The organism is uncultured Ruegeria sp., assembly GCF_947489545.1.
Taxonomy (GTDB): Bacteria; Pseudomonadota; Alphaproteobacteria; order Rhodobacterales; family Rhodobacteraceae; genus Ruegeria.
Map to the genome: position 1 here is coordinate 1 of NZ_CANLDZ010000022.1, position 14,139 is coordinate 14,139.

Consider the following 14,139-nt stretch of genomic DNA (forward strand, 5'->3'; position numbering starts at 1 on the left):
ATCAATCCAGTGGATCGATTGCCTGACGAACGCGCAAAGCGCTGGAACGTAGGTTCAAATCCTACTCCCCGAAACCAAAACAACCGGTGCTACGCAAGAGAGCAAACAACGACGCCTGAAACGCGACGAATTCAGCGCTCTCTGATCCCGAATCTCCATCCAAATGAAAACCAACGCGCCTTCACCGTCAGCTAAAAACGTGAATGTCTCGTTCGAGCCCAAAGTGCATATTGTCTTTTTGCCCGTAGGCTGACAGGAATGGCAGTATGGAAGAACACCCTCCTTGGTTCTCAAAACCGGAAAACACTCATTCGGGAAGAATATTGGCGCTCGCTCACTGTGTCTTTCATATGCACTATCAAACAGAAAACCATCGCATCAAAGGACCCGTGAAGATCTTTGACAACAAGTGTGCAGGTGATCTTGAGAAAGTTGCTCATGTACTGAATTTTTCAGGATTTACTCGTTTCATAGACGACATCAATAGACGAAGTGTATTCATTTGCGATCCGTCCGATTTTGAACTTCAGTCCAGAAGCGAAAGCGCATGCAACGTAGAACCAGAGTTGGTATCGGAGGCCATAAAATGGTTGGCTGAAGGCAATTTTCGCTCAAGTGATGAAGTTGAGTATTTGGCCCAAAACCTTCGCTGATTGCGACTTAGATGCCGACAGCTTTGTCCCGCTTTGCGTCAGTTCGGCCAGTCTCTGATATTGCGCGCGTGGCGAACGGCGGGTTCAACGGGCTGCGTCGAAGCTTCACTGACTGGCAGCCATCGGCAGGTAAGTGCCGTCTTTGAACGAGCTCGGCTGGCTGCATTGGCCCGGTTTTGCGCCGCCGCCGAGGTTCGGTATACGCCCCAAAAACCTGATGCTGCGCATTGCTCAAAAGGGCAGTTTCCGGAGGAGCCGTTGCACTGGTTGTGCACGAGGCAATTAAGAAGGCCGAATGGTAAAGCGCTGCCATCTACAGCCGTTCAGCTGAAGAGCAAATGACCGAAACAATGTCCGCGCATCACAGCCTCAACACGCCTTCCAACCAGCGCTCATACATCAAATCCCGATGCCCAAGCAATTCCCTTGCGGTTTCGAGCGTTTCGTCATCCACTTCAGAAAATGCCGCCCGCGTGGTTGCGCGCATGGCGCATACCTCATCTGGCAATGGTTGTAACAAACCGGCAAAGGTCGCGACATATATGTCCACTGCGGTTACCCCAAAATCAAAAATGTAGTCCGACCCCTTCGCCCGTTGTGATGCCAATCGCTCTGCGAACATGGCCAATATCTCGATAACTCGAATGCGCGCGGCCGCACCAACCTGCTCCGAGTAGCCGTACTTCTGAGCCAAGTATTGCGCGACAGGCTCGGAAAACCCTCCTTCACCCTTCAGCCCAAGATGGGTCAACCAGAGACGTCGAGACCAACCAAGGCCACCCTCACCGCAGAGTTCATGTGCAAGACTGAATGCCAGATTACGATCGTCCGAGTTGGGAGGAAGCAGACTCGGCATAGGTATCAGACGTTCGGCAAGTAACAGGATATCTTTCCACCCTGATCGGGGTGGTTCCTCCTCGTAAACAACAGCCGGGGCAGACCCACTACCGAACCGCTCCACGAGATCCTTGTTCGTTGGATCAAGCCTGACGGCAGACCAATCGAGTCCCTTTAGGTGGAGTATCCCTTTCGCCGCTTCGCCCCATGGGCTGGGCACGCCACTAACGACGGTCATTCTGAGGCCACCTGTCGCGTCAGTGTCTTCAAAAGGTATGTAATCCCATGCCATGAGAAGATCCTTCACTTAAACGCCTAGGTTCTACCTCATAAGCATGAGTTCAAGAACAAGAATGCACCAAATAGAGTGTGTCGATGCTAATCACGTCAGGTCTGGCATTTTCTAGAGCTACCGCACGGCACGATTGAAGCTTGGCTTGGCAAACGTCAAAAAGAAAGCCGCCATAGCGGCAGATGCAGCGAATTCACAGTTCGTCCGCAGTGTGTGAGTTCGACCAGCGCCGAATTTTGCGCCTGCAGCGAATGTCCGGAAAGAGGGTTGCAAACGCAGCATGGCAACAGCATGCCGAATGTCTCTTATGGGCCGTTTTCACACATCTCGATAAACTGACTTGTCGGCAGCTTTGTCCGCCTCGCGCCAGTTCAAGCGGCGTGCAGCAAAAATCGTGCCTTACCAGACCGGCCTTTAGTGTAGATCGCGGCGAAGGCGTCAGGAGAGCCCAAATTGTAAAACGCTGCACGGCGCATGAACGACTGCTTTGGGTATATTGAACGGTGTCACATCCAGTCGTCGTAGACCAGGCCCTCATAGACGCCCGCCACTGCACCCGAAAAACCAGCATTATAATCCGTTGCAACTTCGTTTGAGACGTAGTTGCTGCGCACATCGTTATAATCACCATTCCGGGCGGGGCCGCCGACCAGCGCCCCATGGAGGATGTAGGCGTTGGGCTCGGGGTCCTCCACATGCGTTTTGCCTGATGCGCTGCGATGATGCGGGTTCAGGGGGAAATCTTCGCCGAAGCCAACCACAAAGCTCTGTTCATCCGGATTGTCGCCCATCATGAAATCTATTTGATCAGAGGCGAAATCCAGCAAATCCTCTACCCGCTTCGCATTGTCATCGGGATCAGCCTCAGCCAGATGTTTCGCGTGAACCGTGGCCAGAAGTGATGTATTGGCTGCATAGCGGTTAGCCCCCCATTGATCGACCCAGGCCAGGCCATCGTTGGTGTCGGTCCCAGGCGTGGTCGCGATGTCCTCCATCCAGTAATCCAGATGCCGGTTCAGATCATCAATATACTGTGCATCCCCCGTTTGCTGCGCCAGCAAAAGCGTGGTGCCGTTACTCATGTTGTCCCAGCCATAGGCAAAACGGGTGTTCGGCTCCACATAGTAGTCGATGGATTTCTGCAGATAGGCCTCGTCTCCGGTGGCCTGGTAAAGCCAGTTTGCAGACCATGACAACTCGTCCTCATAGCCGCTCCAGGAATAATAGAATTGTGCGGCATCAGTCACGGTGTCCGTGTATTTTCCCAAATACATCTCGGAGAATTCGAACAGCTGAACGGCATTTTCGAGCAACTCGTCGGCGTAGACCGTATCGCCTTGCGCGCGGAAGAACATGGATGCAGAGGCCATGGCGGCGGCCGTTTGGGCGGTAACCTCTGTTCCGGGGTTTTCAGCATCAAGGGAATAGACTGGACGATCCATCAGCATGTCCTCCGGGGCGCCCCAAAAGGCGTGGTCGTCGTTGCCGTCCCCCACCTGGGCATGGAACACGTCATCCGATAGATCCGCCGTGCCTTTGTCGTCATAAGCATTCAGGAAATAGTCATTGAGCTGGCGCAGATGGTCACTTAACGCGTCATAGGCGCCCGTGCCTATGTATCCGTCCTCAAACTCGAGCCCACCCCAGGCAAGGGTCGTTGCGGTGCCAGCCATCGGCAAACCGAACTTCATATGGTCGCCCGCGTCAAACATGCCGCCAGACAAATCGCGTCCGACATCCGAACCGTCATCAAGCGTTGAATCCCAACGCCACGAAATCGGGTGATCGTCAGGCAGATCGCCCGCATAATTGGCATAGTAAAACTGCATGGATTTGTTCAGAACGGCGTCGTAGTCGGCTGCACCAAAGGGCTCACCGTCGTCTCCACCAAGCGGAAGCGTAACGCCGTCATCATCCGTGGTCGGTATCCCGCCTGCAGGCTCTGCGCCTTCAGGCACGGTTATCGTGCTGCCATCTTCCATGTTCGCCTGAAAAACGAGGCTTCCCAGTTCCGAGGTTTCTCCGCCCGCAGCCGAAAAGCCGAAAGTGATTGATTCACCGGGGGCGATATTGGTCGTCCAACCCCTGGCCTCAAGGTTGGCCATGTTGCCATGAATAGTTAGATCACCACCCCATGCGCCACGGATCGCATACCCAGTGGTGTCAAAACCCAAAGACCAGTTCTCTATGGTCTGGTCGGTTGTGTTTGTGATCGTGATCTCACCCAGGAACCCGTCTTGCCAGCGATCGGCGAACTCGAAACTGATCATTGAGGATTTCCCGCCTGATTCTGTTGTTGCCACTTCACTTCGTTCGTTGCTGTCCGCGTCGGGCAGGGGCTAGGCGTCATGCTTGAGTGATGCTCTGTCATACAAATCGCCTCTAGGAGTCGCGTCACCAGTTGGATCGTGTATGTCTGCAACGTCGGTGCTTTGCGACCATAAATGTTGCTCTTGAAGTCGTTGCGCAAAAAGCTGCTGCCCAGACTGATCATCTCCTCCCGAGCGGCCGAGTTTTTGGGCTGAACTTCAGGCTGGAGCTCAGACCAACGCGATCCAATACCAAAGCCGACATCGGCCGCAACATCCAGAACGGCAGAATAGTCCCGCAGTGTGCGAGTTCATCGGTCGCTCAACAACGCACGCGCAGCGAAAGTCCGGAATGACGGGTCGCGCCGCAGCATCGGTTACTATAGTTGGACGGCAGCATTGGGCCGTCATGGCCTTCCAGTCGGCACCGGTCAATAGCGAATTAATACTTGTTCTACCGTTGGATGTTTTCAAGATAGAACAGAAGTCCGGCGAGCTCTCTTGGTGTCGGGGTTAATACACCCTCTATTTCAACTGGGACAAGGTCTTCTGCCATTGCACCGCCGAACTCAGGCATCACTCTGGAGAGGTGGCTGTTTTGAGGATCGCCATAGATGTAGCTCAAAGCAAGTGCTTGCGGAAAACTTCCGCCATTTCTCTTGCTTAGTGTGGTCAGATCCGGCGGCGCAACAAGCAAACCGGCAGCTTCTGGACCATTCCCTCGAGTCTCGACGCCGTGACAAGACGAACAATTGGCCAAAAAAACGCTTCTCCGTCAGCGCGGGTAGGCATCACGTTATCGTCCCGGACGAATTCTGAGCATGATGCAACAAGCATTGTGACAAGCCATGTCAAAGCGAAACGACGAGTACTGATCATACTCCTCTCCTTCTCCAGTGGGATTAACGTACAAATCACTCCTCGGGCATTAATGCGAATTTCCTTGAATGGATCAAAATAGCCGAAACACCGGTTTTTTTCGCACCCAACGCTGCGATGAGTTCTTTGGACCTTACCTGGAGTCTGCGCAGATGTGTCACGTGAAACGACATGCACTCAGTTTGCCTTTTTGCGTGCTTTCGGATGTAGAGCAGCGCCAAGGATGTGATCTGATCGGTGTACTACGTGATTTGCCTGCCCAACAATTAATGGGTCCGGAGCCCCGACGACCCCGAGGTCTTTTCCGGGGTACTCCAAAGTAGACAAAAAGTGACGCATGCAATTCAGTCGAGCCCGTTTTTTGTCGTTGGACTTGACGATTGTCCACGGAGCATCTGCTGTGTCTGTGTAGAAGAACATCGCTTCTTTTGCTTCGGTGTAGTCGTCCCACTTGTTGAGGCTGGCCTTGTCGATGGGAGACAGTTTCCATTGTTTCAAGGGATCTGTCTCACGGCTTTTGAACCGGTTCTTCTGCTCTGGCTGTGTGACCGAGAACCAGTACTTGTAAAGCCGAATGCCAGACCGCACGAGCATGCGTTCCAGTTCAGGGGTTTGTCTCATGAATTCCAGATATTCGTTGGGGTCACAAAACCCCATTACCCGCTCAACACCTGCTCGGTTGTACCAGGACCGATCAAAGAAAACCATTTCACCGGAGGTGGGCAGCTCCTGAACGTAGCGCTGGAAGTACCACTGTCCGCGCTCTTCATCGGTCGGCTTGTTCAATGCGACGACTCGGGCCGCTCGCGGATTCAAATGCTCCATAAACCGTTTTATCGTGCCGCCTTTACCAGCCGCATCACGTCCTTCAAAGAGTAGTGCGAATTTCTGTCCGGTCTGCTGTGCCCAAATCTGAGCTTTGAGCAGTTCCGCCTGGAGCTTGGCTTTTTCGGCCTCGTACAAGCGTCGGGACATTTTTCGTCGATAAGGGTATTCGCCGCTTTCGAACGCGTGGCGAACCCTTTCAGGGCTCGGAATCGATTGCATCTCATTCGCAACCAGCTTCGCTCCGTCTGAAGCCGCCGATTTGTTTGTCTCTTGTGCAACGTTGTTGGCTATTGCCATTCCCATGCTTTCATCTCCTGTCCCTATACTTGCGAGGGCACTAGCAGATCCTGGTTTTCAGCGCTTTGATCGGTGTCAACGAACCGTTAAAAATCACATTTTCTTGAGGGCTATGTGTCAGCGGGACGGTATTCTGCCGCCCAGAAACGGCTAACACATAGGCGTAGAATGTTAGAGGATAAAGCTGCGTCAGTCCGCCCGCGCGCGAAACACTCTAATGATGGCGGCGCAGACGGCCATTGTGGACATTGCCGCCAACCATAAGGTGAGATCCGGCGTCTGGACCACGATGCTTCGAAGCGAAAGACCGATAGCCCAAGGCAAAGCAAGAACGACCGCGAGCACCATTACAATATCGGCGGCTGCACTTCGAAGCGGACGGCGCGCTGGGTCCCGCCCCATCACAATGCGCACAAAGGTGACTGACTGGTGGAGTAACACAAGACCCAACCCGCTCCAGAACAATATCAGCCAGGTCCGATAACCGAACTTTGGTAGTCCGAGAGGCCCTCCGGCCAAGTGAAGGGCAATATCGTTGGCGAGCCGATGGCTGGTTGGTTGGAACGGCAGTGGTAACACCGAGGACGCGTTTGTCAGCACCACGACAGCTGCGTCCTGCTCGGGAAGAAGGATCATCTTTCCCCGAAAGCCGGGCAGGACGCCGCCATGCTGGACCGTTCGAACTCCGGCCAGATCTGCGTTTCGCCAACCCAACCCGTAGGTGAAGCCGTCGCCCTGGGCCGTCCCGTCGTGCATCTCAGCAAGACCTGCTGCGCTGAGGACTGTCTCCTCGCCCCACGTTCCATCACCCAACTGGAACTGGAGAAACTTCGCCATATGCGAGACACTTACTGTTATCCCCGACGTGGCCAGACGCCCGGGTTCGAGTGGGTGATCAGCAGGCCTGGGCCAGACGAACCAATATTGGTGGCCCGTGGATCGACATTCTTCGTGTCGCGCTCGACTTTGTTCGATGCCGAGCGGGGTGAATACCTGATCCGCCAGAAGTATGTCGAATGATGTGCCGCTGACCGTTTCCAACATGCGTGCCGCGAGAAGATAATTGGCACTCGAATACGCATGGCGCGCCGCGGATGGGTCATTCAATTCTACATCCGCAAGAACCTCAACGCGATGTGCGAGCGATGTATCCGGCGGCAAGTCCGGCGTTCGGGTTGGTACACCACTCGTGTGTGTCAGCAACTTACGCAGAGTAATGTCGTGCCAGACGGAACCGCCCATGTCTGACAGTTCGGACAGTGTTGCACCGACAGGACTGTCGAGCGCCAAGCGTCCCGCTTCGATCAGACGCGTCGCAACCAATGCAGTGAAGGCCTTGCTCATTGATCCGATCACAAAGCACGTGTCTTCGTGAACGGGCCGACCACGCCCATCTTCACCAAAACCCTGCAAGAACAGAACCTGCGACCGCCGGACAATAGCGATGGCGGCGCCCGGTACGCGATCACGTTCAAGCGTTCGACGGACATGTTCTTCGATGGCATCAAGGTCGGGATCTGGTACCTGAGCAAATGCGGATACGCTAGAGAACACGAAAAGCAGAATCGTTGTCAGGCGTGCGATGTTTGCGTGAAGAAAAACGCCCATAAAGACACTGAGTAAACGCGAGAACAATCGAACACCCTACCTGAAAGAATAAGGGCAAGTTTGCAGCAAAGGTGGTTTGTCAGCCAGTGGCAATCATTCTGCTGAGCAGAAAATAGGAAATGTTCGGTCAATGCGCACATCTCCCGCGGTCCCGACCTCCAAGCTGATTGCGATTTTGCGGTTGCAGCTAAAGTCCTGAGTCCGCGCTGCGACCGCAGCATTAAAGACTGTGCTCAAGGTCGGCTCTGGGCCGCGAATGACTTCACCGATTCAATTGAAGGGCCGACTCCTTTGTGGCTCACAAGTCAGTTCAAAGCTCATGTAAGCAGTGCCAACTAGAGCGGGAGGGCCTCTTCTGTCGACACTTCATGTATACTGTTCGGTTAATAACGCTGATCACCGTTGTTTCAAATTTTTCGCAAGTATGCCCAAGAGACGTACCCCTTGAGCCCACGTGCGCGCTCCAAGGAAACACGGCACCATCGGGTGCTACCGGTTTGCTCGCAACTGTGAACTCGTACGGCGGTTCCATTTGGCAGACCAACGATCACAATGTAGCCTGTTCCAGGCCCACCACGCATTTTCAGCATGTCACCGTCTTCGACGCCAAATACCTCGTATCGTCCGAGCGAGGCGGCGGCTGCCGGTTCGATGTTCATGATGCCCACCAGGAACAATGCCGCTAGGGGAAAGAAGATTGCATTGCGCATCGCGATGTCCTGCTTGTTGCCTCAACTACAATCGTAGCAATTCAGGTCACAAAGATGAACAACTCCAAGACAGAAATATGAGAATTCCCAAAGCTTCAAGGCATGATTGTCCCGTCAAATGATTTCCGCAAATGAAAATGTAGTGCGGCGCGATCCCGACGATAGACAAGATATGGTAAGTCTACTCCATGTTTTGGCCAATGACCAAAACAGTGCTTATCCTTCCCGGAACAGCGCTGATTTACATCCCAGTTTTGATCCAGCGGTTCAGCGAACGCTGGCGATTTGGCGTAAGTGTCGGGACTCGTCTCCATTACACTGTGGCGGCGATGTTGGCTGTCCCCGCGCTTGTTTTTGCTGCCAACACGATGAAGCTGTTTGCTCATGATGGGCATGGAACTCCTGCACCGTGGGATCCACCTCAAAAATTTGTGATCAGTGGACCTTATCGTTTCGTACGCAATCCCATGCTTTCATCGGTCATCCTAATGATATTGGCTGAAGCCGTGGCGCTGAACAGCCCGCTCCTGATTAGCTGGGCGTTAGTGTTTTTTCTCCTCAATACGGTATGCTTCATATTCGTAGAAGAGCCGGAGTTGAAACGACGCTTTGGCGAGGAGTACCTACGGCACAAGGCGGCGGTGCTAAGATGGGTTCCAATGTTGCGGCCGTACGAACCCTCAGGCGCCAACGGCAGTTGAGCTACAAGTTTTTTGGAGTGTGTGAATTCACAGGAGACCAGATACTACGTGGTAGGGAAGTTCCGGTCTGGCAAAAGCTGCGCCGCCGCGCTGGGTTGAATGGTGAATGTCTCTTATGGGGCCGCAGAGCAGACCCTGATGCCGTCTGAACCGGCCTGATGGCCTACTGAAACCGTCATATGACCGCTTCGAGCCCTACCGGAATCTTGCGGTGCCACACCAAAAGCGGCCGATAGATGGTTTTGACGTCCTAGTTGCTAGAGTTGATCAGGGTCAATGAACTTCGAGATCAGCGGATACACAATCCTAGCGAACCATTTAGCAAAAGGAGTTCAAAGATGGTCGAGAAATCTCACACCAGTGGCTTTTGGCCCTCAATCTATGATCCCTTCCGGCAGATGGGCCAGCGCGTAGCAGAGTGGTTGGCTCCAGCTTCTGAAGCTGCCGGGAATGACAATGCGTACCGAATTGCCGTCGAACTGCCAGGCGTAGAAGAAAAGGACATCCACCTAAGCATTGAAGACGGGGTGGTTTCGCTTACGGGCGAGAAGCGGACGGAGCGTGAAGAAAAGGGCGAGACCTGGTTCTTTTCCGAGCGGCAATATGGATCTTTCAGCCGCTCTTTCCGTCTGCCACCCGACGCCGAGGGAGATAAGGTCGACGCTCATATAAAGGATGGTGTTCTGACAATTACTATCCCAAAGACAAAGCCCAAGAAGTCGGATGCCACTAAAGTGGAGATCCGCAAGGGTTAGTGGTCGGCAAGAAAAGCGAAACTGTTTTATATACTGAAATGATAGGTTCCCACCAAACAGGCTGGGGTCGCTTGTCTATAACGGCGGCCGCGCTCGCACTGCCGCCGCTGATCGCGTCGCGACAGACTGCAAGCCTTAACGAAAGCGTCGGACGTCCGCTCAGGAGCCCTTACCAGCCATTGCCGAGTGACTTTGCCGCTGCGGGTGCATTCAGCAGGTCCAGCCTAAAGCGGACATTGGATTTGAGCCGCACTTGGCAGGTTAGCGGAAAAACCTGCCAGCTTGGATGATCGTCTTTTTACTAGCGTAAAACTGCTGGTTGTTTTCCAATAGACCCAAGAAAAGTTGCACGCCAACAACGCTGCCATACTCTCGGAACTGAAATTGTCTGAGAAAGAGACTGAAGACTTAACTGCGTTTATGAGGACGCTGTCCTGTACACAGTCACCCGAAGTTCAAACTTATGGCTTCATTCCTGCAGATCAGGTCAGAAAAACAACCTCTGTTCGCTACAACTTACGTGAGAATATCTGCAGCATGTCCGAAGGGAACACAAAAATCCATCGAGATGTCCAAGACTCACTCCCCAAAAACAAAGAGTGAATGGCGTGACTTACCTTCCAAAGTTTTTTTTTTGGCTGCAAATGCATCTGCCCTTTAAAAGAGTTTGTTCCAAGTAGTTTCGAAATGTCCGCACAACACCGGTTGTCTAAATTTTTTTGTTTTCAATACAGTTAGGCGCTGTATCTTGAGCGGCAACGACCAGCGTTGGGACGCGGGAGATTTCACAATGGAATTGATTACAGAACAGCTGCGCGCTTTCCCGATCATGGCACTGTTTCTTTGTCTGGGTCTGGGATACGGCGTCGGAAAGTTTCGGGTCGGCAAGTTCGAACTGGGGGGCATCGCTGGCACATTGTTGGTGGCGGTCTTCATTGGCCAGATCGGGGGTATCAACCTTAGCACCGATGTTCAGAATGTTTTCTTTTCCCTCTTCATATTCATGGTCGGCTACAATGGCGGGCCTCAATTTTTTGCGGCCCTGAACCGAACTGCGCTGACCAAGTTACTTGCCGCGTTTATGATGACACTCTGGGGGTTGTTTTTTGTTATAGTCGTTGCCCGGTTGGCCGGCTTGGATAAAGGGCTGGCGGCTGGGTTGGCGGCTGGAGGCCTGACACAATCTGCAATCATTGGTACCGCTGGAAATGCCATCGATCTGCTTGGGCTGGCCGCAGACGAGGCGGAAAAGTTGAAAACCAATATCGCCGTAGGATACTCGGTTACTTATATCTTCGGCTCAATCGGCCCAATATTGGCAGTTAGTGTCATTCCAATTATTATGCGTGTCGACCTGCGGCAAGAAGCGATTAAGCTGGCTCAGAAACTCAGCGGCGGCGGTCGCAAACTAGAGGAAGGTGAGTTCCTTCCTATGAACCGGTTTGACGCCCGAGCCTATCAGGTAAATGGCGATGCAACCATTGCTGGAAAATGCGTCAAAGACATCGAAAGCGGCTATGATGGCGATCTGATCGTCGAACGGTTACTCCACGATGGCGCTCCCGTGGATCCGATTCCTGAAACAGTAGTCAATGCCGGAGATGTTGTGGTCGTCTCCGGGCTCGTCGCGACTTTGACTCAGTTCGAGGGTAGCGCCAGTGGGGAAATCGGAGAGTATCCTCCTGAACTGACAGTTGTAGAGGAACGTCGTAACGTAGTGGTCACCAACCGCAGACTGACTGGTAAAACGTTGGCGGAATTGCGCGAGGCTCTGACCGCGGATCAGAGGCGCGGTGTTCACATCTCAAAGATCACCCGCATGGGCCATGATGTCCCCGTCCTGCACAACACTGAGATCCACGCAGGTGACGAGGTCAGCATTGTCGGTCACAAGGACGACCTGAACCGAGTTGCGAAAGTTGCGGGCTACGTTCCGCCCTCGGCCTCGGTCACCAATTTCATTGCATTGGGGATCGGCGTGGCCATCGGCTATCTGATAGGAGAGATCAGTTTTGTCATCGCGGGAACGAAGGTGGCTTTGGGGTCCGGCCTCGGTTGCCTTGTTACAGGATTGATCATCGGCTATTTGCGCATCCGGCGACCCAAGATCGGCGGTATTAACCGTGGGGCCGCGAATTTCCTTCAGAGCTTTGGTTTAGCTGTGTTTGTTGGTGTCGTTGGCCTCAATGCAGGCAAACCTGCACTAGAGGCAATTCAGGAATATGGGATCACGCTGCTGCTTTTGGGTGTAGTGGTTACATTGATGCCTATGATCGTGCAGTTCCCGATCAACTATTTCGCTCTGCGCATAAAAAACCCGGTTGAGGCCTGTGCGGTTGTGACCGGATCACGCTCGGGCAATCCTGGTTTTGCGACACTGTTGGAAAAAGCCGGGAACTCGACACCCACACCAGCCTTCACCATGACCTATGCCGTGGCCAACATCTTTCTGACGCTTTGGGGGCCGCTGGTTGTTGCTTTTGTTCCGTGAGTCAAACCGGAAATGGGCGCGACAACCGGGGTCCTAACTTGGAAGGGTGGTATCAGCGTTTGTGCCAATCATCACGCTGATCCGTTCCTCTTTGCTATTGCTAGATCTCAACCGTGCAACGGCAGTCCTTTCGAGGCACGGTAGGCCTGCACGTAGCCAGTGGCCACCGCGCGCACTGCAATTCCGATCTGGCGGTAAGCACTATCATCCAAATTGGCGAACGAGACCCGCGCCGACCAGTTAGGCGCGTCAAAGCCCGATCCATTCAGCAAAACGATCCCGTGATCCTGAGCCAGTTTGAAGGATATATCTAGCGGGTGAACATTCTCCTTGATCCATTCGACGACCTCTTCGCCCACGTATTTACGAAGCCAGAATTCGAAGTCGATGATACCGTAGTACTTGTCGAACAGCGGGTTATCGGGAACTTCGATGCCCATCCCTTCGACCAATTCGTCAAAGCGATGTTTCAGAATACCCCAGCAGAATTTCTGATAGGTTTTCTCTTCGTCCATAAGCTCGACCAGTGAAAACAAAGTCATCATCACCTGCTGCGGCAGTGACAGACCTGCGGTGTGGTTCAGTGCAACATCGCGGCTGTCGGCGACGATCCGGTCAATGAACTTGAACGAGGATGGATCAGGCGTCAACGTTTCGTACCGTGCGTTGACGACGGCCTTGGTTTCGTCCGGAGCTTCCGCAATCATCTTGTCGAAGATGTTGTTCTCGGCCACCAAAATCGCGCCCAAACGCCATCCAGTGCAACCAAAATACTTGGAGTAGGAATAGACCCCGATGGTGTTCTCAGGCAGATGCCCCAAGATAGACTGAAAATTTGGAACGAAGGTCCCGTAAACATCGTCAGTCAAAATGATCAGGTCCGGGCGGCGGTTCTTTACGAACTCGACAAGCCGAGTCGAGACTTCGGGGCTGATAGCTACTGAAGACGGGTTGCCCGGGTTGACCAGAAATAGTGCTTTGACTTTCGGGTCGGACAAAATTTCGAAATCATCGTCGTTCAGTTGAAAGTGGTCCTCTTCTTTCGAAGATACATCCACGGTGTTAAGCCCATAGTCTTCAAGTACCGGCATTTCCAGATAGGGCGTGAAAATCGGTGTGCCCAACGCAATGGTGTCGCCGGCATTCAGCAACCGCTGGTTCTTGAGTGCCTTGAAAATATAACACATCGCAGCGGTTCCACCCTCAACTGGGTAGATATCGAACTCCGCATCCGGTCGGTGCCCCGCGCACATCGCCCACATAACGTATTCGTGGACAATCGCCTCGTTGTGCTCCATGCACCGGTCGGGCATCGGGTAGTGGTCGCCAACAATACCGTCGGTCAACTCGAGCACGAAATCGTCCGGTGTAAAACCAAATTTTTTAATCGCAAAATCCACTACGGCCACCAAAGTTTCCGCACCTGCAGGGCCGTTTCTTTCGACCGATTTGGCACAATATGCTTTTAGCCGGTCATAACAGCCTGGCCCTTGGGGCATCCCAGCCAGGCCGACCTGCGGCTCATTCCGATGGCGCTGTGCTTCTGTCATAGCGAACTGCCCTAAAAGGAAAAATGCCTCCCGCGCTTTGGTGGCGATCCAGTTAGGGTTCCCTCGACCGGCATTAAGGTATGGCAGAGCCATCTGCCGCGCCTCTTTTTGCGCCAACTTGATAAGTTCGTCTTTGATTTGGAAAGGACTTAGGTTTTCAAATTTATGCAGGTTGAGCGATTCTGGCATGACATCAAATCCTTGCGTTAAAACAGATGACGTAGTTTAG

At 53.3% G+C, this 14,139-nt stretch carries 12 protein-coding genes; 5 read left to right on the plus strand and 7 right to left on the minus strand.

All coding sequences use genetic code 11. The features are described from left to right. On the plus strand, positions 1-195 hold a 195-nt coding region (locus tag Q1B13_RS22305), incomplete at its 5' end, for a hypothetical protein (RefSeq protein WP_299084519.1). A gap of 71 nt (positions 196-266) precedes the next feature. Next, complete coding sequence (locus tag Q1B13_RS22310; protein WP_299084517.1) at positions 267-653, plus strand: hypothetical protein; 387 nt, start codon at positions 267-269, stop codon at positions 651-653. A gap of 361 nt (positions 654-1,014) precedes the next feature. On the opposite strand, the gene Q1B13_RS22315 is transcribed toward Q1B13_RS22310, so the two are convergent. The 6 genes from Q1B13_RS22315 to Q1B13_RS22340 form a co-directional block, all read right to left on the minus strand. Then, positions 1,015-1,782, minus strand: a complete 768-nt coding sequence (locus Q1B13_RS22315; RefSeq protein WP_299084514.1) for a hypothetical protein — start codon at positions 1,780-1,782, stop codon at positions 1,015-1,017. Positions 1,783-2,288: 506 nt separating this feature from the next. Continuing rightward, entirely contained in the window at positions 2,289-4,052 is a 1,764-nt protein-coding gene (locus Q1B13_RS22320) for a glycoside hydrolase family 9 protein (RefSeq protein WP_299084511.1), read from the minus strand. 493 nt (positions 4,053-4,545) lie between these two features. Next, positions 4,546-4,851, minus strand: a complete 306-nt coding sequence (locus tag Q1B13_RS22325) for a c-type cytochrome (RefSeq protein WP_299084508.1) — start codon at positions 4,849-4,851, stop codon at positions 4,546-4,548. A gap of 296 nt (positions 4,852-5,147) precedes the next feature. Next, positions 5,148-6,101 (minus strand): polyphosphate kinase 2, encoded by a 954-nt coding sequence (gene ppk2, locus Q1B13_RS22330; RefSeq protein ID WP_299084505.1) that lies wholly within the window; start codon positions 6,099-6,101, stop codon positions 5,148-5,150. A gap of 183 nt (positions 6,102-6,284) precedes the next feature. Further along, positions 6,285-7,703, minus strand: coding sequence for a serine hydrolase (locus Q1B13_RS22335; RefSeq protein WP_299084501.1), 1,419 nt, complete (start codon positions 7,701-7,703; stop codon positions 6,285-6,287). A gap of 407 nt (positions 7,704-8,110) precedes the next feature. Then, positions 8,111-8,413 carry an SH3 domain-containing protein gene (locus Q1B13_RS22340; protein ID WP_299084498.1) on the minus strand — a complete coding sequence of 101 codons (303 nt, stop codon included), beginning with the start codon at positions 8,411-8,413 and terminating at the stop codon, positions 8,111-8,113. Positions 8,414-8,613: 200 nt separating this feature from the next. Here Q1B13_RS22340 and Q1B13_RS22345 point away from each other — a divergent pair, with 200 nt between their 5' ends. The 3 genes from Q1B13_RS22345 to aspT all read left to right on the plus strand — a co-directional run bounded on the left by Q1B13_RS22345 (position 8,614) and on the right by aspT (position 12,360). After that, positions 8,614-9,114 carry an isoprenylcysteine carboxylmethyltransferase family protein gene (locus Q1B13_RS22345; RefSeq protein ID WP_299084495.1) on the plus strand — a complete coding sequence of 167 codons (501 nt, stop codon included), beginning with the start codon at positions 8,614-8,616 and terminating at the stop codon, positions 9,112-9,114. 338 nt (positions 9,115-9,452) lie between these two features. Beyond that, positions 9,453-9,869, plus strand: a complete 417-nt coding sequence (locus Q1B13_RS22350; protein WP_299084492.1) for an Hsp20/alpha crystallin family protein — start codon at positions 9,453-9,455, stop codon at positions 9,867-9,869. Between the two features lie 790 nt (positions 9,870-10,659). Continuing rightward, a complete protein-coding gene (aspT, locus tag Q1B13_RS22355; RefSeq protein ID WP_299084487.1) occupies positions 10,660-12,360 on the plus strand; it encodes an aspartate-alanine antiporter in 1,701 nt (566 codons plus the stop codon). A gap of 107 nt (positions 12,361-12,467) precedes the next feature. On the opposite strand, the gene Q1B13_RS22360 is transcribed toward aspT, so the two are convergent. Continuing rightward, positions 12,468-14,099, minus strand: coding sequence for a bifunctional aspartate transaminase/aspartate 4-decarboxylase (locus Q1B13_RS22360; RefSeq protein WP_299084484.1), 1,632 nt, complete (start codon positions 14,097-14,099; stop codon positions 12,468-12,470). Between the last annotated feature and the right edge of the window lie 40 nt (positions 14,100-14,139).